We start from the raw sequence: 22,680 nt of genomic DNA, 5'->3' as shown, positions 1-22,680 counted from the left end.
CGGCGGTGCGGACGTACGCGGCGGCGTCCGTTTCGTTCAAGGCGTCGGGCGCCCTCCGATGCCAGACTCCCGATATGGACCCTCGGATTCACTTCATCACGTTCGCGACGCCGGACCTCGACGCCTCGCGCGCCTTCTACCGCGACGGACTGGGCTGGGAGCCGCTGGCCGATGTCGCCGGAGAGATCATCTTCTTCCAGACGGCCCCCGGGCTGGTCCTCGGGCTCTTCGACGCCCGGAAGTTCCGCGAGGACCTCGCCGGCGCCGTCTCCGACACCGGCATCGCGGGCGTGACGCTGTCCCACAACGTGGACGGCCCCGAGGCGGTCGACGCGGTGCTGGAGGCCGCGGTGCGGGCAGGGGCCGAGCTGGTCAAACCGCCGCAGCGCGCCGCGTTCGGCGGCTACCACGGCCACTTCGCCGACCCCAACGGGGTCATCTGGGAGATCTGCCACAACCCCTGGTGGAGCGTTGACGGCACCGGGCGCGTGCTCCTCGGCGACGAGGCCGCCGCGGACTGACGTGCGGCGGCCGGAAGGGATCGGACGGGGCGGCCGGCTCCTCAGCCGGTGCGGTAGGGGGCGGCGTCGGCGGCCTTGAGGGCGAGTCCGTGGCCCGGGCGGTCGGGGTCGGGCCGCAGGCGGCCGTCGGACGGGGGAGCCGCGCCGTCGAAGAACAGGGTCTCGATGCGCACGTGGTCGTGGAACCACTCCAGGTGGCGCAGGCCGGGAACGGCCATGGCGACGTGCCGGTGCAGGAACGGGGCGCAGTGTCCCGACACCTCCAGGCCGTGGGCCGCCGCCACGGTGGCGGCGCGCTGGAACTCCAGGATCCCGCCGCAGCGGGTGACGTCGATCTGCAGGCAGTCCACCGAGCCGGCCGCGCACATCCGCTGGAAGTAGGGCAGGTCGAAGCCGTACTCGCCGGCGGCCACGTCGATCGCCAGGGCCTCGCGGACCAGCCGCAGCCCTGCGAGGTCGTCGGAGGAGACGGGTTCCTCGAACCAGCGGACGCCCAGCTCGCTCATCGGGCCCCCGACGCGGACCGCCTGCTTGGCGGTGTAGCCGCCGTTGGCGTCGGCGTAGAGCTCGGCCCCTGGCCCGATGACCTCGCGGGCCAGCCGCAGCCGCGCGAGGTCGCGGTCCTCGCGCCGCCCCCACGACTCCCCGATCTTGATCTTGACCCGCTTGAACCCCTCGTCGTGCACCCAGCGGGCGAGCTGGGCGCGAAGGTCGGCGTCGTCGTAGGTGGTCAGGCCGCCGCTGCCGTACAGCGGAGCGGCGTCGCGCACGGCGCCGAGCAGCCGGTGCAGCGGCAGGCCGAGCAGACGCGCCTTCAGGTCCCACAGCGCGGTCTCGACGGCGGAGACGGCATAGCCGGCCGCGCCGGGCCGCCCGGCGTTGCGCACGGCGCGCACCATGGCCTCCAGCGCGGCCGGCACGTCCAGCGCAGGGCGGCCCTCGACGTGCGGGACGAGCAGATCGCGCACGATCGAGGCGCAGGCGGGCGGGCCGTAGGTCCAGCCCAGCCCCTCCAGTCCGCCGCCCGTCGCGCGGACCAGCACCATCGTGGTGGAGTCCCAGGTCAGTGTGCCGTCTCCCGAGGGGCGGTCGGTGGGCACGGTGTAGACGGCCGTCTCCAGCCCGGCGACCGCCGGGTCCGCGGGGGCGCTCACGAGTGCGCCCGGCCGGTGTGCGTCCCGCTGCGCCGGGGGCGGCCGGCCTCCATCGCCTCCTCGCGCAGCTCCTGCAGGTCGTAGCGGGGCGCCCGGCGCGGCGGCGCGAACCGGGTCGCCGCCCGCTCGGGGGCGCGCCGCGGCGCCGCCCCCCGCAGCGCCAGGTCGAGGGCCTCGGCGAGGTGCACCGCCTCGCGGCCGACGCCGGCGTGCTCGATCTGGGTGCGGCAGCTGAACCCGTCGGCCAGCACGAACGCCTCGGGATCCGCCCCGCGCACGGCCGGCAGCAGCCCGTCCTCGGCGCAGGCCATCGACACCGCGTAGTGGCCGTCCTCGAAGCCGAAGTTGCCGGCCAGGCCGCAGCAGCCGGCGTCGAGCACGTCCACCTGCGCCCCCGTGCGCTCCAGCAGTGCGGCGTCCTCGTCGAAGCCCAGGACGGCGTGCTGGTGGCAGTGCGGCTGGGCGACGGCGGCGCGCTCCAGTCGCGGCGGCTCCCAGTCGGGCGCGCGCCGGTTGAGGAACTCGGCCAGGGTGAACGTCTGGTTCCGCAGCCGGTCGACGTCCCGGTCGTGCGGGAACAATTCGGGGGCGTCGGCGCGGAAGACCGACGTGCACGACGGCTCCAGCCCCACGATCGGGGTCCCGGATCGGATGTCGTCGCGCAACGCGGTGACGGTGCGCTGCAGCACCCTGCGCGCCGTGCCGAGCTGGCCGGTGGAGATCCAGGTCAGCCCGCAGCACAGGGTCCGCCGCGGCACCCGGACCCGGAACCCCGCCGACTCCAGGATGCGCACGGCCGCGGCGCCGACCGCCGGATGGAAGTTGTCGGTGAAGGTGTCGGGCCACAGGACGACCTCGCCCCGCTCGCCGTCGCCCCGCGGGCCGCGCCTGCGGAAGGCGTCGCTGAAGCGCACCGGGGAGAACGCCGGTATCGGCCGCTCCCGCGCCACGCCGCCGATCCGCTTGCCGGCGCGGGCCAGGGACGGTCGGCCGCTCAGCGCGTTGACCGCGCCCGGGGCCAGGGACGCGGCCCTGGCCCACACCGGGAGCCAGCCCATCGCGTAGTGCGCGGCGGGCCGCAGCCGGCCGGCGTAGTGATGGGCCAGGAACTCCGCCTTGTAGGTGGCCATGTCGACGTTGACGGGGCAGTCGGTCTTGCATCCCTTGCAGGCCAGGCACAGGTCCAGGGCGTCGTTGACCTCGCGGGAGCGCCAGCCGTCGCCGATCGCGTCGCCCCGCAGCATCTCGAACAGCAGCCGGGCCCGGCCGCGGGTGGAGTGCTCCTCCTCGCGGGTGACGCGGTAGCTGGGGCACATCACCCCGCCGCTCTCCTGGCGGCACTTGCCCACGCTCACGCAGCGCAGCGCGGCCCTGGCCACGCTGCCGTCGTCGTGGGGGTAGCCGAAGTAGGTGTCGGGGGTCGCGGGCCGGTAGTCGGTGCCCAGCCGCAGGTTCTCGTCGAGCCGGTTCGGTCCGTCGCCGTCGGGGGCGATGAGCTTGCCGGGGTTCATCCGGTCCTTGGGGTCGAAGATCCGCTTGAACTCGGCGAAGGCCGGCATGAGCTCCTCGCCGAACATCTTCGGCCACAGCTCGGCGCGCGACTGCCCGTCGCCGTGCTCGCCGGAGAACGAGCCGCCGTAGGACACCACCAGGTCGGCGGCGCGCTCGACGAAGGCGCGGTAGTTCGCGATCCCCTCCGTCGTGATCAGGTCGAAGGGGATGCGCGTGTGCAGGCAGCCGTGCCCGAAGTGCCCGTACAGCGAGGACCTCTCGGCGTAGTCGAACTCCTCCATCAGCGCGTGCAGGTCCCGCAGGTAGTCGCCGAACCTCTCCGGCGGGACGGCGGAGTCCTCCCAGCCCTCCCAGGTGTCGGCCTCAGCGGGGACGCGGGCCGTCGCGCCCAGCCCCGCCTCGCGCACCTGCCACAACTGCTCCTGTTCGGCCGGATCGTCGTAGAACCGCGTGGTCGGCGCGTGCTCGGAGCCGGAGACGGCGTCCATGAACCCGCGCGCCTGCTCGCACGCCTCGTCCCGGTCGTCGCCGCCGAACTGCACCATCAGCCACCCCGAGCCCTCGGGCAGCCACTTCAGCGCCTCGGGGTTGAGGTGCTTGCGCCGCTCGTAGCCGATCAGCTTGTCGTCCATCCCCTCCAGCGCGAACGGCCGGTGCTCGGCGACCTCGGGGACGGCGTCGGCCGCGGTGAAGATGTCGGGGTAGCCGCACAGCACCAGCGCCTTGGCCGCGGGTTCGGAGACCAGCCGCAGCTCCGCGCGCAGCACCGTCACCAGGGTGCCCTCGGAGCCGACGAGCGCTCCGGCCAGGTCGAAGCCGTTCTCCGGCAGCAGCGAGTCGAGGTTGTAGCCCGACACCCTGCGCGGGATGTCGGGGAACCGGCGCCGCACGGCCATGGCGTGGCGGTCGCGCAGCTCGCGCAGGCCGCGGTAGATCTCGGCGCGGCGCCCGCCGGCCGCGATGATGCGCTCGCACTCCTCCTCCGAGGTCGCCCCGACCCACATCCGGCACCCGTCGTAGGTGAGAACCTCCAGCCGCACCACGTTGTCCACGGTCTTGCCGTAGGCCTGCGCGGTGGAGCCGCAGGAGTTGTTGCCGATCATGCCGCCGATGGCGCACTGGCCGTGCGTGGAGGGCTTGGGGCCGAAGATCAGCCCGGCCTCCTCGCTTAGGCGCGCGTTGAGCACGTCGAGCACGATGCCCGGCTCCACGACGGCGGTGCGCGCGTCGGCGTCGACCTCCAGCACGCGGTTGCAGTACTTGGTCCAGTCGATCACGACCGCGACGTTGCAGCACTGCCCGGCCAGGCTGGTGCCCCCGCCCCGCGACAGCACGGGTGCGTCGTGCTCGCGGCACACCGCGACCGCCTCGGCGCCGGCTTCGACGGTGCGCGGCACGACCACCCCGATCGGCACCTGGCGGTAGTTGGAGCCCGTGGTGGCGTAGGCGGCCCGCGAGCCCGTGTCGAAGCGGATCTCGCCGTCCACCCGCGCGGTGAGGTCCCGGATCAGCGCGTCGACGTCGACGAGCGGTGGGGCGTCCCGGTGGGAGGTCGGTGCGGGCAGGTCCACGGTCATGTCGGTTCTTCCGTCCCCTCGGAGCACTGCTGCGGCATCGGCGGCGCGGCCGCGGTGTCGGCCCGGCGGTCTGCGCGGGCGGCGGCATGCAGGCGGTGCGCGCACCACGCACCGGCCGCTAACCCGTTCCGGCAGAGGGCAAACGTGGACCTGTCCGGGCCTCCGTCGCGGTGCGGCGCCGGTGGCCGGGACCCGGAACCGGCCACCGGCGCCGCGTCAGCGCTGCTCCCCGTCCCGGCCGAACGCGTCGGGCCGGGAGGGGTCGGCCGCGGACGAGCCGCCGCCTGCTCCGGCCGCCGAGCCGCCGGAACCGCCGGAACCGGCGGCCGATTCGAACCTGCGCACGATGAGGATGTCGGTGGAGGAGTGGGCGAGGATGGAGATGGCGATGGCCAGCGCGACGAGGTGGAACACCTCGTTGCTGGCCGCCAGGCCGGAGTGCAGCACCAGCAGGCCGTAGACCACCGAGGCGAACCCCTTGGGCCCGAACCAGGCGACCGCCAGCCGTTCGTCCCGTCCCAGATCGCTGCCCACCAGGGCCGTGAGCAGGGCGACCGGCCGGGCCAGGACGAGCACGAGCACGGCGAAGACCCAGCCGCTGAGCGGGATGTCGGCGAGGAAGGCCGGCGACATCACCGCGCCGAAGACCAGCAGCGCCGCAAGCTTCAGCAGCTCCGCGACCAGCTCGCCGAAGTGGTCGAAGGCGGCCTTGGTCTCCTCGCTGGCGGTGGCGATCGTGACCCCGGCGGTGAACGCGCCGAGGAACATGTTGGCGTGGGTCAGGGAGCACAGCCCCAGCACCGCCAGCCCGATGGCGAACGCGCCCAGCGGTCCGTAGCGCGCCGTGGCGCTCAAGAGCGGCAGGCGCTGCACCACGATCGCCAGGTAGGAGAGGCCGACCCCGACGGCGATGCCCAGGGCCAGTTCGCCGGCCAGAGCCGCCGGGTGCGGCGACTCGTTCGCGGCCAGCGCGAGCAGCACCAGGACCACGGGTAGCGCCAGCCCGTCGTTGAGGCCGGACTCCACGTTGAGCAGGTGCCGGACCCGCTGCGGCACCTTCTCGCGCGACACCAGGGCCGCGGCGAACACCGGGTCGGTGGGCGAGAGCACGGCCGCGATCAGGAACGCCTCCAGCCAGTTCAGTCCCACGAGGTAGTGGGCCAGCAGCGCGATCAGCGCGAAGGTGATCGGCATCCCGATGCCCAGCGCCCGGCCCGGCAGTCGCCACTGAGTCCGCAACTGCTTGAAGTTCAACCGCATCCCGTCGGTGAACAGCACGGCGAACAGGGCGAACTCGGCCAGTTGCCGCACCGTCTCGGTGCCCTGGGACAGCGGGATGAACCCCAGGACCCCGTCCCCGAGCACGAACCCGGCGACCAGGAAGAGCACCGCCGTGGACAGCACGGTCCGGTGGGCGATCTCCGAGACCAGCACCGCGGCGAACAGCACCACGGCGAAAGCGAGCACCACAGCCATCGGGGCCCTTCGTTCCTCGGTCGGCGCAGACCGCGTGCGGTCCCGTTCGAAGCCTGGGCCCGGTCGGGCGCTGCCGGAGCCGGACCGGCCGGACGTCCTCGGCCGCCTACCCCGACACCGGCGCGGCAATCACCGCACGCGGATCGCCGCAATCGCCGCAACGGGCGAATGTGTTCGGGTGCGCTGGGTAGCGGCGCCCGGCGAACGCGCCCGCCGCTCCCGAGGAGCGCGCCGGCGCCGAACGTGAGGAGAACCCGCGCGAAGCGCCGCTGCGGCGCACGGGTCCGAGGAAAGGAATGGTCATGGCGGAACTGGTCTCCGACTACGTGCTCAAACGCCTGCGGGAGTGGAAGGTCGAACACGTCTTCTCTTACGCGGGCGACGGGATCAACGGCCTGCTCGCCGCTTGGGATCGCGCCGACAACAAGCCGCGGTTCATCCAGTCGCGGCACGAGGAGCTGGCGGCGTTCGAGGCGACCGGGTACGCGAAGTTCTCCGGCCGGGTCGGAGTCTGCGCGGCGACATCGGGGCCGGGGGCCATCCACCTGCTCAACGGGCTCTACGACGCCAAACTCGACCACGTCCCGGTGGTCGCGATCATCGGCCAGACCGCGCGCAGCGCCATGGGCGGCTCCTACCAGCAGGAGATCGACCTGATCTCCCTCTACAAGGACGTGGCGGGCGACTACGTGCAGATGGTCACCGTCCCCGAGCAGCTGCCCAACGTGCTGGACCGCGCGTTCCGCACGTCGATCGCGCGGCGCACCGTCACCGCGGTCATCATCCCCGCCGACGTCCAGGACCTGGAGTACTCCCCGCCCAAGCACGAGTTCAAGATGGTGCCCTCCAGCCTCGGGGCTGCGCAGCCGCAGATCACGCCCTCCGCCGAAGGGCTGGCCCAGGCCGCGGAGATCCTCAACGCCGGCGAGCGCGTCGCCGTCCTGGCCGGCCAGGGCGCCCGCAACGCGGCGAACGAACTGACCGAGGTCGCCGACGTGCTCGGCGCCGGGGTGGCCAAGGCGCTGCTGGGCAAGGACGTGCTGCCCGACGACCTGCCCTTCGTGACCGGCTCCATCGGCCTGCTGGGCACCCGGCCCTCTTATGAGCTGATGCGCGACTGCGACACGCTGCTCGTCGTCGGCTCCAACTTCCCCTACAGCCAGTTCCTGCCCGAGTTCGGGCAGGCCCGCGCCATCCAGATCGACATCGACCCGACCATGCTGGGCATGCGCTACCCGTTCGAGTGCAACCTGGCCGGCGACGCCGCCGAGACGCTGCGGACGCTGCTGCCGCTACTGGAGCGCAAGGCCGACCGCTCGTGGCGGGAGACGATCGAGGGCAACGTCAGCCGCTGGTGGGAGGTACTGGACCGGCGGGCGTACGTCGACGCCGACCCGATCAACCCCGAGCGGGTCTTCCACGAGCTGTCGCCGCTGCTGCCCGACAACGTGATGGTCACCTCCGACTCCGGGTCGGGGACCAACTGGTACGCGCGGTACCTGAAGTTCCGGCCGGGCATGCGCGGTTCGCTCTCGGGGACGCTGGCCACGATGTGCCCCGGCCCGCCCTACGCCACGGGCGCGAAGTTCGCCCACCCGGACCGGCCGGCGATCGTCGTGGTGGGTGACGGAACGATGCAGATGAACGGCATCAACGAGCTGATCACCATCGCCCAGTACTACAAGGAGTGGTCCGACCCCCGGGTCGTCTTCACCGTCCTCAACAACGGCGACCTGAACCAGGTGACCTGGGAGCTGCGCGCGATGGGCGGGGCCCCGCAGTTCCTGCCGTCGCAGAGGGTGCCGGACTTCCCCTACGCCGGGTTCGCCGAGAGCATCGGGCTGATGGGGATCAAGGTCGAGGATCCGGGGCAGATCGAGGGCGCCTGGCAGCGGGCGCTGGCGGCGGACCGGCCCTGCGTGGTCGAGTTCGTCACCGACCCGGCCGTCCCGCCCATCCCGCCGCACGCGACGCTGGAGCAGATGGAGAGCACGGCGGCGGCGCTGATCAAGGGCGACCCCGACGCGTGGTCGGTGGTCAAGGAAGGCGTCAAGACCAAGGCCCAGGAGTTCATCCCGGGGGGACGCTCGCGCTGACCGGTGGCTTTTAGGGTGCGCGTCTTCACTTGGGTTTTAACCTCGGCCATCGGGGGCCGTGAACCTCGGCCCAAGGATGGAGCTTCGCGGTGACTGGGCGATCCCCTCGTGCGGCAGAGGGCCCTTCATAGGGATCGCACCGGCGCCGCGCCGCCCACGCCGCCGCCTTGGGCACCAGACCGAAACCATGGTTTCGGTACGCACCCAAAGCAAGAGGTCTGCTTCGCGCGCGGGTGGTCAATTCCTTTTCCGGGCCTTCGGCCACACGAGAGAATGGCCCGCCCGCACGCCTGCTTCGGCTTGGGGCGGGCCTTACAACCCCCTGAGGTCGAGGTCGAAACTCAAGGTCGAGACCGCCGGGGGCTTCAGCGGGAGGAGGCGGGCAGCAGGGCCAGGTAGCGTTCGAAGACCTCGCCGTAGGCCGCGGCGTGCTCGCCCGGCGGCACGGCCGGTTCCTCGGCCGGTGCGATCCGCGGGTCCGGCAGGCCCGCGGCGCGGGCGGCCAGGACGGCGGCGCCCAGCGCCGACGCGCTGCGCAGCCCGGTCGGTACCAGGCGCACTCCCAGCACGTCGGCGAGCAGTTGGCGAAACGCGGGGTCGCGCGTTCCGCCGCCGAGGAGCCGCACGCTCTCGGGCAGTCCTCCCGGCAGCGCCGTCGCCGCGTGCCGAAGCGACAGCGCCACCCCCTCCGCGGCCGCCCGCAGGAGCGCGGTACGGCCGCTGGCCAGCCGCAGCCCCGACAGCGTCCCGGTGGCCGAGGCGTCCAGCACGGGGGTGCGCTCACCGGTCAGGTGCGGCACGAACGTGACGCCGCCGGCCCCCGGCTCCCCGTTCCGGCAGCTCCCGTACAGCTCCGCCCAGTCGGCCCCGAGCAGGCCGCGGACCCAGTTCAGCGCGAGCCCGGCGTTCTGCACCGCCGCCATCCGGTACCAGCCCGCGTCCTCGGCGGTGCGGTAGACGTGCACGCCCGGCACCGGCGTCGGCTCCTCGGCCGGCGTGACGATCTGCGCGCCGCTGCCCACCGTCACCTGCGCCTGGCCGGGCCTCAGCCCGGTCGCCAGCAGCGCCGCCGGAGTGTCGCCCGCGCCGCCGGCGACGGGGACGCCGGCCGCGAGGCCCAGCGCGGCCGCGGCCGGTCCGGTGAGCGTGCCCGCGGCGGCCCCGGAGCGCACCACCGGCGGCAGCAGCGCCCCGGACGCGCCCGCGGCCGCGAGGGCGGCGCCCGACCAGGTTCCGGCCGGCATGTCCCACAGCAGGGTGGCCGAGGCGTCGGAGGGTTCGGTCGAGGCGCGGCCGGTGAGCCGCAGCCGCAGCCAGTCCTTGGGTAGCAGCGCCCATCGCGCGCGCCGTGCCGCGGCGGGCTCGTGCTCGGTGATCCAGCGCAGCAGCGGCCCGGTCATGCCGGGCGCCGGCGGATTGGCCAGCCGGTCGCGCTCGCCGCGGGCCAGTTCCGACCAGCGCGCCACCGGCCCGGCCGCGCGCTGGTCGGCCCACAGCAGCGCCGGGCGCACCGGGGTGCCGTCGGCTTCGGCCAGGACCAGCCCGTGCATCTGCCCGTCGAGCCCGACCCCCGCGACCTCGACCCCTCCCGCGGTGCCGGCCTCGGCCCGCGCCAGCGCGTCGCCGACGGCGCGCACGGCCGCCGACCACCACCGCCCGGGATCGGTCTCGGCCCACCCCGGCCGGGGCGAGTCCACCGGGTGGTCGGCCTCGGCCTCGCCGAGCACGGTGCCGTCGCGGGCGAGCACGAGCGCCTTGACCCCGCTCGTGCCCAGATCGATGCCGAGGAGCGCCTCCATCGGCCCGGCCCTCACTGCCCGGCCGCGGACGTGCCGGACGGACCGTCGGTGGTCGCCTTCATCGCGGGTCCCCCCTCGCCTTCACTCCACGTGTCCGCTACGAACGTACCCACTGCGGGGTCCGGGCGGCGCGCGGTCCGGTGCTCCCGCGGGCGGCGAGCAGGACCTCCGCGGCTCCGCCGCCGGTGTCCGCGCCGAAACGCCCGCGCAGCACCGGACGAACGGGGCGTTGCGCGCAAAGCGGTCGGGGTTCTCGTATCGGTGCGTTCGGGTGCGACGGCGGGGCGTTCTCTTCGATTCCCCCTTATTCTCCGCCGGTTTCGCCGATATGCCGAATCTCCTGTCGAGGCGGAATCCCTTTGCTAGGCTGACGCCCGAATCGGCGATTCCCATTCGGCTCCACTGAAATACGAACACGCGAATAACCCGAGATGGCGGGAGGAATTCTCTCTCCGGGGCGCATGCGCACACGATTCTTTTCGCGTTTTCCGAAGAATCCGGGGTGCCGTGCGCCTTCGCGGGATAGATTCGGCGTTTCCGGCCCCGTCGGCGTCCGAAGCGGTATGCGGACTCCGGGCGGTCCGGGACCGCGTCCGTTGCCGCACCGGTGCGCCTCTCGGATTCACCACTGTTGTTCCCCACCTCAATGAGGAGACGTGTTGTGGCACATGCGCCGTCACCGATCGGTCGCGATGGCTACCCCCAGAGGCAGATGACACCGGCGGAGCGCGCCCGGCCCGCCGAGCCCGGCCGGTTCCGGCGGGCCATGTCCCGCCTCGGACTCGCCAGGCGGCCGGCGGCGCGGCCCGGGCCCCCGCCGTCGGCGGTGCCCGTGGCACCCGCACCCATGGCACCCGCGCCCGTGCCCATGGCGCCGGTACCGGCGCCGGCGCCGCGGACCGCCGCGTCGGCCGAAGCGGCCCCCGCCGCGCAGCCGCGGCTGATGACCGATGCGCTGGCCAGCCTGGCGATGCGCGACCTCACGCTGGTCGACTCGCTGCTGGCCGTCGTCGAGCAGTTGGAGGACACCGCCGAGGACCCCGAGCTGCTGTCCAGACTGTTCAAGATCGACAACCTCGCCACCCGCATGCGCCGCAACGGCGAGAACCTCCTGGTGCTCGCCGGCCAGGAGGGCGGCGACCCCAACACCGACCCCGTCCCCCTCCTCGACGTGGCGCGCGCCGCGACCTCGGAGATCAGGGACTACAACCGGGTGCATATCGGGCGCCTGCCGGAGGGGTCCCTCACCGGGGCCGCGGCCGACGACGTCAGCCACCTGCTCGCCGAGCTGCTCGACAACGCCACCGCGCACTCCCCGGACCACGCCCAGGTCGTCATCAGCGGGCAGCCCACGGCCGACGGCGGACTGCTGTTCATCGTCGAGGACGAGGGGATCGGCATCCCCCGGGAGCAGATCGCCGACCTCAACGCGCGGCTGAGCGGCGACTCCGTACTGGACGAGCGGGTCATCCGGCACATGGGGCTCTACGTCGCCAGCCGCATCGCCCAACGGCACGGGCTCCTGGTCCGGCTGGAGGCCCGCGCGTTCCGCGGCATGAGCGCCTACGCCGTCGTCCCGGCCGCACTGCTGCGCGACTCCGGCCCGCTGCCCGAGGCCGACTCGGCGCTCACCCGTCCCATGCCCCCGATAACGCGGTCCGCGCCCGCCCCCGCGCCCGTTCCGCCGAGTCGGCCCGAACCCCGCGACGGCGGCACGCCGCAGTCGGCCGTCACCGCGGCCGGACTGCCGCGCCGCAGCGCCCACCGCTCCGCCCCGGCACCGCTGACGCCGCCCCCGGAGCGCGGCGAGTACGCGCCCCGCCCCGCCGACGAGCCGGTCGACAGGGCCGCCCGGATCCGCGCGGACCTCGACGGCTTCCTCCAGGGCGAGCGGGCCGCGACGACGGAGAACGAATGACCCGGATGTCCGCGGCGCGGCCCCGCGCGCTCCCGCCGCGGCCCCCGGCACCGGACCAGCTCGCTGATGTCCGACGATCGCGTTCGCGCAGGGGGCCGGCCGCCGCGGTGCGCGCGGCGCCGGCGGCACGGCAGGCCCGGGCCCCGGAGATCCCGCCCCCACCCCGCGAACGCGGCAGTCAGAGCCCGATCAGCACCCTCCCCCCTTCAGACGTCCAGCACAAGAAGCCGGAAACCCCCATGAACAACCAGTTGAGTGAGGACGCGAAGAACTTCACCTGGCTCATCTCCAACTTCGTTGGCGACGTGCACGGGGTCGAACACGCGATCGTGGTCTCCTCCGACGGACTACTCCTGGCCTCCTCCGACGGCTTCCCCGCGGAGCACGCCGAACAGCTCGCGGCGATCGCCAGCGGACTGCACAGCCTCGCCGTGGGCGGCGCCAAGCTGTTCGCCAAGGCGGAGTGCGAGCAGCTCATCGTCCGCATGAGACACGGCCACCTGTTCGTGATGTCGATCAGCGACGGCTCGTGCCTCGCGGTGCTCACCTCCGTCGACGCGGACATGAAGGTCGTCGCCTACCAGATGACGCGGCTCGTGGAGAACGCGGCCCACGCGCTCACGCCGCAACTCCGCTCCCAGCTCCGCGAAGTGCTCGGGAACTGACCCGGTGGCCCAACGGCCCTTGACCCGACCGACGAAGAGGTTGCCATACCAATGAGCTACCGCAGGCGAAGGAGCATACGGATCCGCCCCTACACCTTCACGGGGGGGCGGACCAGATCGCGGCATCCGCTCATGCTGCAGACGCTCGTCTCCACCATGGATCCGAGCGGCGGCCCGCCGCAGAACCTGATGCCCGAATCGCAGGACATCTGCCTGCTGTGCCGGGAGTCCGGTTCCGTCGCCGAGATATCGGCGAAGCTGCGAATCCCCGTGGGCGTCGTCCAGGTGCTGCTGAGCGACCTCGCGGACCAGGGCCTCGTCTACATCCATCCGACCATCACCGGCAACAGCCCGGCGGACAACCGGGTTCTCGAGAGGGCGCTCCGTGGTCTCGAACGACTTTTCCAGTGACACCAGGTCGAAGACCTCGACCAAGATCGTCATCGCGGGCGGTTTCGGCGCGGGGAAGACGACCCTGGTCGGTTCCGTCTCCGAGATCCCCCCGGTGACCACCGAGGCGGTCATGACCGAGGCGAGCGTCGACCACGACGACACGACCGGGACCCCGGACAAGACGACCACCACGGTCGCCATGGACTTCGGCCGCATAACCGTCGACGAGCGGCTCATCATGTACCTCTTCGGCACGCCGGGGCAGTCGCGGTTCTGGTTCATGTGGGACGACCTGGTCCGCGGCGCCGTCGGCGCCGTCGTGGTGGTGGACTGCCGCAGGCTCATCGACAGCTTCGACGCGGTCGACTACTTCGAGACGAACCGCCGCGTCCCCTACGTCGTGGCGCTGAACAGGTTCGACGACCAGCTCCACTACACCGCGGACGAGGTCCGCGAGGCGCTGGAGATCGGCCGGGGAGTCCCCGTCGTCGACTTCGACGCCCGGCGGCGCCCCTCCACGGGCGCGGTGCTCAAGACGCTGCTGCGCTACGCCCTGGACAGCGACAGGGACGCCCAGCCCGTCGGTTGACGGGCGATCCGGCCCCGGCGGCCGGGACCGTGACCATTTCCTTCGACCGTCCTCGGAGAGTAAAACAGGATGCGCAAGATCCTCATCGTCGGTGCAGGGCAGTCGGGCCTCCATCTGGCCCACAGCCTGCTGAGCCACGGATACGACGTCACCTTGATCACCGGGCAGACCTCCACCGAAATCCGCACCGGACGGCCCTCGATCGCCCAGCTCACGTTCCCGACCGTGCTGGAGTACGAGCGCGAGCAGCACCTCGACTTCTGGAGCGCCGCGGCACCGCAGATCGAGAAGTTCAAGATTCACCTCTATCCTTCGGGGGAGCCTCCCCTGGTCCTGCAGGGCAGGACCGGCGGCGAAGGGCGCTACACCCAGTCGGTCGACCGCCGGGTCAAGATCGCCGACTGGCTGGAGTACTTCGAGGACCGCGGCGGCAAGGTCGTCATCCACGGCGTCACGGTCACCGACCTCGACTACTTCTCCCGGATGTTCGACCTCATCGTCGTCGCGGTGGGACACGGGGAGCTGGGGGCCCTGTTCGACTCCGACACGAGCCGCTTCAGCGGCGCGCGCGGGCGGGTGATCGCACAGGCCAACGTCTACGACGTCGCCGCCGACCCCGTGGAGGACGAGGACATCGGCTGGGCGGCCTCCGCGGCCGACGGCGGCAACATCATCTTCCCCCCGGTCCTCACCCCGCAGGGGCCCTGCCACTCCCTGGTCATGGTCGAGAAGCGGGGCGGTCCGATGGACGCCTGGCCGGAGAAGCTCAAACCGGAGGACCAGCTGCACCGGATGAAGGAGCTGCTCCGGGCCTACGCGCCGGACTACTACGAGCGCTGCAAGGACGCGCTGCTGGTCGACGGCCGCAGCACGCTGAGGGAGCGGCTCATCCCGCAGGTGCGCAATCCGGTGGGGGTGCTGCCCTCGGGCGGACTCGTCCTGGGCATCGCCGATGTCGTCATCACGATGGACCCCTTCAGCGGGCAGGGCTGGAACAACTCCACCCGATGCGCGATGAGCTACCTGGGCGGCATCCTCGAGCGCGGCGACCGGCCCTTCGACCGGGAGTTCCTGGAGGGCATGTTCGAGAGGTTCTGGGAGTACGGGCACCCGGTGCAGCTCTGGGCGGAGGCGCTCTCCACGATGTGGGACACCGGGCTCCCCGACCACTTCCAGGAGGTGCTCGCCGGCGCCTTGGAGTACGCGGAGGTCGGCGACCGCTGGATCCAGGGGTGGGACTACCCGCCGGACTACGCGAACTGGCTCTTCGACCCCGCCCTGGCGCGGGAGTACCTGGCCAAGGTCAGAGCCTCGCACGGTTCGTGAAGGCCGGCACAGAAGTCCGATAATCGATCCGTGGCCTGGGTGTTCTCCGGAGAACACCCAGGCCACGGATGTTTTCCGGGGTGATTGCCGGTTTTCTTCCGACCTGTAAACACGGAAGGCGTGTCCGAAAAGAAATTGATCATTGTCAGGTGCTGAAGCGGGAGATTACGCTCTTCGTGGCCTTGGTTCCGCTAAGTGGTGTCTGTGATGTTCTGCGGCATTTGCCGTCCGTGATGATCCTCGTCCCCGAATTGTGATCAGAGGGTGTTCCCTGCCTCTTTCCCCGGTCCCGCCGTGCCGCGAGAACGGCCGTTCGCCGGTGCCTTCCTCCGGAGCGGAGCGTACTCGGAGGCCTCTGGAGTGAGTGGTGGAAGGGCGCGAAATCGGACCGTACCGGGGCCGATTCCGGTCCACTCGGACGGCCGGGCACCGCGAGAGCGAATTCAGGCCGTTTGTGAAGAGGCGCGTTTTCCGGTCCCGTCGGAGGCGCGAGGAGGGGGAGAACACGATGCTGAGCGAGTCCGGCCCCACCGGCCCCGGCGCCGCGCCCGCATCGGGCGAGGCGATCGCGGTCATCGGCATGGCGTGCCGCCTTCCGGGGGCGGCGGACCCCGACGCGTTCTGGCGGCTGCTGCGCAGCGGAACCGAAGCCGTCACGGAGGTGCCCGCGGGGCGCTGGGAGGCCGATGGCCGGTGGAGCCCCGAGGGCGGCCGGACCGGTCGGCCCGCGAGGAGGGGCGGGTTCCTCGACCACGTCGACCGCTTCGACGCGGAGTTCTTCGGCGTCTCTCCGCGGGAGGCGGTGGCGATGGACCCGCAGCAGCGGCTGGTGCTGGAACTGAGCTGGGAGTCCCTGGAGGACGCACGCATCGACGCCGGACGGCTGCACGGCAGCCGGACGGGGGTGTTCATCGGCGCGATCGCCGACGACTACGCGGCCATGCTGCGCGGACACGGCCAGGAGGCCGTCACCCCGCACAGCATGACCGGTCTGCACCGCGGCATGATCGCCAACCGGGTCTCCTACGTCCTGGGCCTGCGGGGGCCGAGCCTGACCGTCGACACCGGCCAGTCCTCGTCACTGGTGAGCGTGCACATGGCGTGCGAGAGCCTGCTCCGGGAGGAGTCGGAGCTGGCCGTCGCCGGCGGCGTGAACCTCAACATCGCGGCCGAGGCGACGGCGACCGCGGAGAGCTTCGGGGCGCTGTCGCCGGACGGGCGCTGCTACACCTTCGACGCGCGCGCCAACGGCTACGTGCGCGGCGAGGGCGGAGGGGCGGTGGTGCTCAAGCCGCTGTCGCGGGCGCTGGCCGACGGCGACCGGATCCACTCGGTCATCCTGGGCGGCGCGGTGAACAACGACGGCGCCACCGACGGCCTGACCCTGCCCGGACGGCCCGGTCAGGAGGAGGTGCTGCGACTGGCCTGCCGGCGCGCCGGAGTCGATCCGCGCGACGTGGACTACGTCGAGCTGCACGGCACCGGGACCCGGGCGGGCGACCCGGTGGAGGCCGCGGCGCTGGGAGCGGTGCTGGGCGACGGGCGGTCGGCCGGCTCCCCGCTGCTCGTGGGCTCGGCCAAGACCAACGTGGGCCACCTGGAGGGCGCGGCGGGGATCACGGGACTGCTCAAGGCGGTGCTGAGCATCGCGCACCGGGAGCTCCCCCCGAGCCTGAACCACGAGACGCCCAACCCCGAGATCCCGCTGGACGGGCTGAACCTGCGGGTCCAGTGCGCTCTCGCGGCGTGGCCGGAGCGCGGGCGGCCGCCACTGGCCGGGGTGTCCGCCTTCGGCATGGGCGGGACCAACTGCCACCTGGTGCTGTCGGAGCCGCCGCCCCCCGGCCGCGGCGACCGGCCCTCGCCGGAGGACGACCGCGGCGCGGCCGACTCCGGCGCCCCGGCACCGCTCACGCTGCCGTGGGTCGTCTCCGGTAGGAGCGAGGCCGCGCTGCGTGAGCAGGCCGGGCGGTTGCGCGCCCTCGTGGCGGCCGATCCCGGCCTGCGGCCGGTGGACGTGGGTTTTTCGCTGGCCACCACCCGTTCTCACTTCGAGCACCGCGCGGTTGTGCTGGCTGAGGATCGGGCCGGTTTCGCCGACGGCCTGGACGCGATCGCGTCCGGTGTCCCGGCGCCCGGTGCGGTCCTGGGGGAGGTCGGAGTCGGCGGCGCGGATCCCGGCAAGGTCGTGTTCGTGTTTCCGGGGCAGGGGTCGCAGTGGGTGGGGATGGGGGTGGAGTTGCTGGGGTCGTCGCCGGTGTTCGCGGAGTGGATGGCGGCGTGTGCGGATGTGTTGGCGCCGTATGTGGACTGGTCTTTGGTGGATGTGCTGCGGGGGGAGCGCGGTGCGCCGTCGTTGGATCGGGTGGATGTGGTGCAGCCGGTGTTGTGGGCGGTGATGGTGTCGTTGGCCGGGGTGTGGCGGTCGTGGGGGGTGGAGCCTGCCGCTGTGGTGGGGTATTCGCAGGGGGAGGTCGCCGCGGCGTGTGTGGCGGGGGCGCTGTCGCTGGAGGACGGGGCGAAGGTGACCGCGCTGTTCGAGCGGGGGGGGCCGCGCGGCCGCTGCCGGTCACCACCTGGGACGTGCGGCGCGCTTCTGAGGCTTTCCGTCATCTTCAGCGGGCTCGGCATGTGGGCAAGGTGGTGCTGAGGGTGCCGCGGCGTGTGGATCCTTGTGGGACGGTGCTGGTCACGGGTGGTACGGGGGTGTTGGGTGGGTTGGTGGCTCGGCATCTGGTCGCGGTGCACGGGGTGCGCCGTCTGCTGTTGGTGGGCCGGGGTGGGGTCGGTGGTGCGGCGGGGCTGGTGGCGGAGTTGGAGGGGGCCGGAGCCGAGGTCGAGGTGCGGGCCTGTGATGTGGCTGACCGCGACGCGCTGGCCGCGGTGCTGAAGGCGATCCCCGACGACCGCCCGCTGACTGCGGTGGTGCATGCCGCGGGTGTGTTGGACGATGGTGTGGTCACGTCGCTGACTCCTGAGCGGGTCGATGCCGTGTTGCGTCCCAAGGTTGATGCGGCCTGGTATCTGCATGAGCTCACCGAGCAGATGGACCTGGCGGCGTTCGTGCTGTTCTCCTCGGCAGCGGGCACGCTGGGCAATCCGGGGCAGGGCAACTACGCCGCGGCCAACGCGTTCCTGGACGGGTTGGCCCACTATCGGCGGGCGCGTGGGCTGCCCGGGGTCTCGCTGGCGTGGGGGTTGTGGGAGCGGCGCAGTGGCATGACCGGCCACCTCGACCGAACCGACCTGACCCGCATGCGCCGCATGGGGATGGCCGCCGCGCTCACCGCCGACGAGGGGCTGGAGCTCTTCGACGCCGCGGTGGACGGCGAGGAGCCCCACGTGCTGCCGCTGCCCCTGGACCTTCCCGCACTGCGCGCCCGCACGGCCGACGCCGTCCCGCCGCTGTTCAGGGAACTCGTCCGGCCGCCCCGCAGGGCCGCGGCCGGCCCCGACGCCGGCTCGGCGGGAGACGGGCCGCTCCGGAGCCGCACCGAGCCGCCCGGCGCCCGGCGCGGACCCGCCCTGCTCGACCTGGTGCGCGCGCAGGCGGCCGACGTGCTGGGCCATTCCACGCCCGACGCCGTCGAGGCCGACCGTGGATTCCTGGAGCTCGGGTTCGACTCGCTCACCGCCGTCGAACTCCGCAACCGCCTCAACGCCGCCACCGGACTCCGGCTCCCCGCCGCCCTGGTCTTCACCCACTCGACCCCCGCGGCGCTCGCCCGCCACATCGGGACACTGCTGCCGACCCCGCACGCCGACGGCCCGGACGAGCGGCCGGAGCCGGCGCGCCCGTCGGAGGACGGGATCGTCTCGCTGTTCCGCCGGGCCTGCCGCATGGGCAGGACCGAGGAGGGCATCCGGCTGGCGGAGACGGCGGCCCGGCTGCGCCCCGGGTTCGGCACGGCCGAGGAGTACGGCGAGCCGGCCGACCCGGTCCGGCTCTCACACGGGTCCGACGCGCCGGAACTCATCTGCTTCCCCTCGCTGACGATGATCTCCGGCGTCCAGGAGTTCACCAGGTTCGCCACGGGCCTGCGCGGCCTGCGCGACGTCTCGGTCCTGCCGGAACCGGGGTTCGCCGAGGGGGAGCCGCTGCCCGCCACCGTGGACGCCGTCGTGGACATGCAGGCCGAAGTCGTCCTGCGGAGCCGCGCCGGCGGCCGGTTCGCCCTGGTCGGGCGCTCCTCCGGCGGCTGGATCGCCCATGCCGTGACCGCCCGTCTCGAAGACCTGGGCGCCGCCCCGAGCGCGCTGGTGCTGCTGGACACCCCGCTCCCGGGGGACGCCGCGGTCCTTCCGCTCCTCCAGGCCGGGATCACCGACAGGGAGCGGGAGTTCGGGATCGTCGACGCCGCGGCGGTGACCGCGATGGGCGGCTACCTCCGCCTGTTCGCCGACTGGGCTCCGCGACCGATCACCACCCCGACCGTGCTGGTCCGCCCCGCGCGATCCGTCATCGGCGAGCCGGAGGCCGGCGGCGGCCGGCCCGCGTGGGAGCGGCCGCACGTCCGGCTGGACGTCCCCGGGGACCACTTCACCATGATGGAGGAGCACGCCGATGCGACCGCCCGGACCCTGCACGCGTGGCTCTCGGGAACCGTCCGCTGACGACCGATGCGCGGGGACTCCGCAGGAGGTCAGGGAGCGGGGACCCGGAACGTCTCCCGCAACTGCTTCTTCAGCAGCTTGCCGGCCGCGTTGCGGGGGAGGTCGGAGTCGCTCATGCGGATGTGCGCGGGGATCTTGAACGCGGCCAGCCGCCCGGCCAGGAACGCGCGCAGCTCCGCCTCCTCCAGCGAGCCGTCCGGCAGCAGCCGCACCACCGCGCCGACCTCCTCGCCCAGCACCTCGTGCGCCACGCCGACCACGGCCACGTCGGCGACCGCCGGGTGCTCGTGGATCGCCGCCTCGACCTCGGCGCAGTAGACGTTCTCCCCGCCGCGGATGATCATGTCCTTGGCGCGGTCGACGATGTAGACGAACCCCTCCTCGTCGAGACGCCCCAGGTCGCCGGTGTGCAGCCAGCCGTCGGTGATGGCCTCGGCCGAGGCGTCGGGCCGGTTCCAGTACCCGTGCACGATGCCCGGGCCGCGGATCCACACCTCGCCCACCTCGCCGGGCGGCAGCTCGGTTCCCACGGGGTCGACGATCTTGATGTCGACCACGGCCACCGGGACGCCGACGCTGTCGGGTCGCAGCAGGTAGTCGGGGCCCCCGTTGGTGGTCGCCAGCGCCGAGCACTCGGTGAGCCCGTAGCCCGACCCCAGCAGCAGCGACTCGTGCAGCCGCTCCTGGGCCCGCGCCACCAGCGCCGGTGCGGCCGGAGCGCCGCCGCTGCCCAGCGTGGTGAGGCTGGAGACGTCGTGCTCGGCCAGCCTGGGGGAGGCCAGCATCTCCGACAGCATCGAGGGCACGCCCGTGATGCCGGTGACCTGCTCGCGCTCGACCAGCTCCAGCGCCTTCTCGGCGTTCCACCTGTACATCAGCACCAGGGTGCCGCCCCCGGCGAACGTGGGCAGCATGACGGTCTGGGCTCCGGTGGCGTGGAACAGCGGCACCACGCACAGGATCACCGAGGGCGGTAGCTGGTCGGCCAGGGCCAGGACGTCGTCGAACTCGAAGCCGACGCGCATGAAGGTGCGGGCCCGGACGTAGGAGGCCGAGACGATGTTGGAGACCAGGTTGCGGTGCGACCCCAGCGCGCCCTTGGGCAGGCCGGTGGTGCCGGAGGTGTAGAAGATCGTCGCGGGGTCGTCGGGGTGCAGTTCGACATCGGGCAGTGCCGCGTCCTCGGAGACCTCGCCCAGCACCTCGCACCACGTCCGTACCCCGGCCGGCGGTTCGGTGTCGCAGCGCGCCGCGATCGTCGCGACGTCGAGGCCGGGCAGCACGTCGGCCAGGGCCTCCAGCCGCTCGCCGTCGGCGATGAGCACCTTGGCCCCGCTGTCGCTCAGCCCGAATTCCAGCTCGCTCGCGACCCACCAGGCGTTCAACGGGACCACGATCGCGCCGATGCTCGCCGCGGCGAAGAACGAGACCACCCACTCGGGGTAGTTGCGCATGGCGATCGCCACTCGGTCGCCCTTGACCACGCCGTAGTCGTCGGCCAGCCGCCGGGCCAGCGTCGCGGCCCGCCGGAAGTACTCGGCGTGCGAGATCCGCTCGTCGCCGTAGACGAGCGCCGGGCGGTCGCCGTGCTGGAGGCTGCCCTCCAGCACGGCCCGCATGTGCGGTGGCGCCTGCTTCCAGACGCGGGTCGGCGTGCCCGCGACCGGGACGCGCTCCATTTCGAAGGGACTGCCGGCGGTGAGGAGCTGGGCGGTGACCGCGGCCATCGAACGCAGGGGGCGCGGGGTGGGGTCTGTCATGGCTGCTCCGAATCGGTCGGGGCCCGGACGGCGCCGGGCGGGTCGGGCGTCGCTGGAGTGCTCCTTCAAGGCGGAAGACGGCGGGAGGGGAGGCCGAAGGAGACCGGGTGCTCCCGGCTCGCGCCGAGGGGGTCGGGGCGCCGGGACGCGGCCGAGCCGCCCCGGGCCCTAGGAACGGTCGAACCGGATGAGCGAGCGGGCGCCCCTGCCCTCCAGCATCCGCTGGAACGCGTCGGGCACCTCGCCCAGGGTGATCTCATCGGTCACCATCGTGCCCAGGTCGATCGCTCCGTCCCGGACGTGGCCGGCCAGAACGGGGACGTCGCGTTCGGGGTCGCAGGAGCCGTACACGCATCCGCGCAGGGTGCGCGCGAAGTGGAAGATCTCCAGCGCGCTGAGGTGCAGCAGGTCGTCCTTTGCCCCGGCGCCCACGACGGTGGTCGTCCCGCCGCGCCGGGTCACGCTCCAGGCCGAGCGGATGGCCGCGCTGGAACCGACGACCTCGAAGGCGTGGTCGGCGCCCCGGCCCTCGGTGAGCGCCCGGACCTCCGTGCCCAGGTCGTCGGTGACCGGCACGAAGTGGGTCGCCCCCAGCTCCAGGGCCAGGTCCTTCTTGGCCTCGGAGACGTCCACGGCGATGATCGGGCCGGCTCCGGCCAGCCGCGCCCCCTGCAGGACGGCCAGGCCGACGCCGCCCAGGCCGACGACGGCGACGGACTCGCCGGGGCGCACGCGCGCGGAGTTGGCCACGGCGCCCACGCCGGTGAGCACCGCGCACCCCAGCAGCGCGGCCGTGTGCAGCGGGATGCCGTCGGGCAGCGGCACCACGGCGTTCTCGGGGACCACCGTCTCCTCGGCGAACGTGCCGACGCCCAGCCCCGGGTGGACCGGGGTGCCGTCGGACAGCGTGGCGTAGGAGCGCCGGCCGCCGTCGAGGGCGTGCTCGCACAGGTAGGGCTCGTCATGGCGGCAGAACCAGCACGCGCGGCAGGCCGGGGCCCAGTTCAGGATGACCCGCTGCCCCGGGGCCACGCCGCTCACCTCCGGGCCCACCTCGACCACGGTGCCCGCCCCCTCGTGCCCGAGCACGGCCGGGGCCGGCTGGGGGAGCGTGCCGTTGGCCAGGGAGAGGTCGGAGTGGCACACCCCCGCTGCCGCGAGCCTGACCCTGACCTCGCCGGGCCCGGGGGCGGGCAAGAGCAGTTCGCCGATGTGGGGCGGTGTTCCCGCCTTCGGCAGAACGACAGCCTGGACGGTCGTGGTCATCGTCTCTCCCAGCG

The 22,680-nt window shown here is 72.9% G+C and carries 15 protein-coding genes; 9 read left to right on the top strand and 6 right to left on the bottom strand.

Going from position 1 to position 22,680, the window contains the following annotated elements:
• Nucleotides 1–74: 74 nt before the first annotated feature.
• A complete protein-coding gene (locus HDA32_RS16170; RefSeq protein ID WP_179643982.1) occupies nucleotides 75–521 on the top strand; it encodes a VOC family protein in 447 nt (148 codons plus the stop codon).
• Between the two features lie 41 nt (nucleotides 522–562).
• On the opposite strand, the gene HDA32_RS16165 is transcribed toward HDA32_RS16170, so the two are convergent.
• From HDA32_RS16165 to HDA32_RS16155, 3 genes are all read right to left on the bottom strand, one after another.
• The gene (locus HDA32_RS16165) at nucleotides 563–1,675 is read right to left on the bottom strand and encodes an enolase C-terminal domain-like protein (RefSeq protein WP_179643981.1); all 1,113 of its coding nucleotides are present in this window, start codon (nucleotides 1,673–1,675) and stop codon (nucleotides 563–565) included.
• Nucleotides 1,672–4,764, bottom strand: a complete 3,093-nt coding sequence (locus HDA32_RS16160; protein ID WP_179643980.1) for an FAD-binding and (Fe-S)-binding domain-containing protein — start codon at nucleotides 4,762–4,764, stop codon at nucleotides 1,672–1,674. The genes HDA32_RS16165 and HDA32_RS16160 overlap by 4 nt, the downstream gene beginning before the upstream one ends.
• Before the next feature lie 216 nt (nucleotides 4,765–4,980).
• Entirely contained in the window at nucleotides 4,981–6,240 is a 1,260-nt protein-coding gene (locus tag HDA32_RS16155) for a cation:proton antiporter (protein ID WP_179643979.1), read from the bottom strand.
• Between the two features lie 302 nt (nucleotides 6,241–6,542).
• Between HDA32_RS16155 and HDA32_RS16150 the strand changes: the two genes are divergently transcribed.
• Nucleotides 6,543–8,336: a thiamine pyrophosphate-requiring protein gene (locus HDA32_RS16150; protein WP_179643978.1), complete on the top strand. Its 1,794-nt coding sequence runs from the start codon at nucleotides 6,543–6,545 to the stop codon at nucleotides 8,334–8,336.
• A 365-nt stretch (nucleotides 8,337–8,701) separates the two neighbouring features.
• Here HDA32_RS16150 and HDA32_RS16145 read toward each other — a convergent pair whose 3' ends face one another.
• Nucleotides 8,702–10,135, bottom strand: a complete 1,434-nt coding sequence (locus HDA32_RS16145) for a xylulokinase (RefSeq protein ID WP_179643977.1) — start codon at nucleotides 10,133–10,135, stop codon at nucleotides 8,702–8,704.
• 943 nt (nucleotides 10,136–11,078) lie between these two features.
• Between HDA32_RS16145 and HDA32_RS16140 the strand changes: the two genes are divergently transcribed.
• The 7 genes from HDA32_RS16140 (at nucleotide 11,079) to HDA32_RS16115 (ending at nucleotide 19,640) form a co-directional block, all read left to right on the top strand.
• The gene (locus HDA32_RS16140; RefSeq protein WP_179643976.1) at nucleotides 11,079–12,053 is read left to right on the top strand and encodes a sensor histidine kinase; all 975 of its coding nucleotides are present in this window, start codon (nucleotides 11,079–11,081) and stop codon (nucleotides 12,051–12,053) included.
• 239 nt (nucleotides 12,054–12,292) lie between these two features.
• Nucleotides 12,293–12,718 (top strand): roadblock/LC7 domain-containing protein, encoded by a 426-nt coding sequence (locus tag HDA32_RS16135; protein WP_179643975.1) that lies wholly within the window; start codon nucleotides 12,293–12,295, stop codon nucleotides 12,716–12,718.
• A 132-nt stretch (nucleotides 12,719–12,850) separates the two neighbouring features.
• Entirely contained in the window at nucleotides 12,851–13,129 is a 279-nt protein-coding gene (locus tag HDA32_RS16130; protein ID WP_246334372.1) for a DUF742 domain-containing protein, read from the top strand.
• The gene (locus HDA32_RS16125) at nucleotides 13,104–13,700 is read left to right on the top strand and encodes a GTP-binding protein (protein WP_179643973.1); all 597 of its coding nucleotides are present in this window, start codon (nucleotides 13,104–13,106) and stop codon (nucleotides 13,698–13,700) included. The genes HDA32_RS16130 and HDA32_RS16125 overlap by 26 nt, the downstream gene beginning before the upstream one ends.
• 69 nt (nucleotides 13,701–13,769) lie before the next feature.
• The gene (locus HDA32_RS16120) at nucleotides 13,770–15,026 is read left to right on the top strand and encodes a styrene monooxygenase/indole monooxygenase family protein (protein WP_179643972.1); all 1,257 of its coding nucleotides are present in this window, start codon (nucleotides 13,770–13,772) and stop codon (nucleotides 15,024–15,026) included.
• Between the two features lie 508 nt (nucleotides 15,027–15,534).
• Nucleotides 15,535–17,676, top strand: coding sequence for a type I polyketide synthase (locus tag HDA32_RS30255; protein ID WP_218882494.1), 2,142 nt, complete (start codon nucleotides 15,535–15,537; stop codon nucleotides 17,674–17,676).
• A complete protein-coding gene (locus tag HDA32_RS16115) occupies nucleotides 17,610–19,640 on the top strand; it encodes an SDR family NAD(P)-dependent oxidoreductase (protein WP_312863203.1) in 2,031 nt (676 codons plus the stop codon). Before HDA32_RS30255 ends, HDA32_RS16115 begins: the two co-directional genes overlap by 67 nt.
• A 29-nt stretch (nucleotides 19,641–19,669) precedes the next feature.
• Here HDA32_RS16115 and HDA32_RS16110 read toward each other — a convergent pair whose 3' ends face one another.
• The gene (locus HDA32_RS16110; protein ID WP_179643970.1) at nucleotides 19,670–21,400 is read right to left on the bottom strand and encodes a class I adenylate-forming enzyme family protein; all 1,731 of its coding nucleotides are present in this window, start codon (nucleotides 21,398–21,400) and stop codon (nucleotides 19,670–19,672) included.
• A gap of 168 nt (nucleotides 21,401–21,568) precedes the next feature.
• Nucleotides 21,569–22,666: a Zn-dependent alcohol dehydrogenase gene (locus HDA32_RS16105; RefSeq protein ID WP_179643969.1), complete on the bottom strand. Its 1,098-nt coding sequence runs from the start codon at nucleotides 22,664–22,666 to the stop codon at nucleotides 21,569–21,571.
• Nucleotides 22,667–22,680 lie beyond the last annotated feature (14 nt).

This window comes from Spinactinospora alkalitolerans (assembly GCF_013408795.1).
GTDB lineage: Bacteria > Actinomycetota > Actinomycetes > Streptosporangiales > Streptosporangiaceae > Spinactinospora > Spinactinospora alkalitolerans.
Note: the sequence above shows the minus strand (reverse complement) of the source record. Positions and strands in the feature narration are given on the sequence as shown.